Source organism: Cryobacterium sp. MLB-32 (assembly GCF_000738085.1).
Lineage (GTDB): Bacteria > Actinomycetota > Actinomycetes > Actinomycetales > Microbacteriaceae > Cryobacterium.
The window spans coordinates 1-771 of record NZ_JPRS01000673.1 but is presented as its reverse complement, the minus strand read 5'-3'; the positions used below and the strand labels follow the sequence as shown (position 1 = coordinate 771).

The window sequence follows — 771 nt, the reverse complement described above, 5'->3', positions numbered from 1 at the left end:
CGTGGAATGGTCACGATCAAGGCGGCGAATGTCACGATCAAGAACTCGATCATTCGTGGTCGTGCGTTGACCGGCAATGCGGCGCTCGTGAATAACATGGGCAACTTCGCGAATCTGAACGTCATCGATACCGAGCTGTTCCCGAGCATTCCTTCGGTATACGTGCAGGGCTTCTACGGTTCCAATGCCACGTTCACCCGGGTGAATATTCACGGGATCGTCGACGGCGTGCACATCACCGGCAGCAACGTGTCGGTTCAGAAGTCGTGGATCCATGACAACCTGCACTACCTCGTTGACCCGAGCCAGGGTGGAACGCCGACCCATGATGACACGATCCAGATTCAGATCGGCGACAACATCGTCATCAACGGCAACACCCTCACGGGGGCGCACAACGCCGCCGTCATGATCACCCAGGACAGTGGGCACGTCTCCAACGTGACGTTCACGAACAACTTCGCGGACAACGGCGCCTGCACGATCAACGTGGCTCAGAAGACGTTCGGTCCGATCGTGGGCATGACCGTCACCGACAACAAATTCGGCCGCAACACGACCAACGCGAACTGCGCCGTCATTTCGCCGACCACAACAGTCATCACCATGGCCCGAAACTACTACGTTCCCGACAACGCCCTGGTGACGGTGAAACGCGGCTAGCCAGAATAGTGCAGTACACACAGTGAAGACGAGGTCTTCGTGCACACGCACGGGGGCCTCGTTTTTTGCACTTTCTGTCGCGCCGACCCTAATCTCGGAATCCTCACT

The 771-nt window shown here is 57.5% G+C and carries 1 protein-coding gene; it reads left to right on the top strand.

Going from position 1 to position 771, the window contains the following annotated elements:
* Positions 1–663 (top strand): hypothetical protein (locus JF66_RS24000; RefSeq protein ID WP_197059534.1); only part of this gene is annotated, 663 nt, incomplete at its 5' end.
* Positions 664–771: the final 108 nt, after the last annotated feature.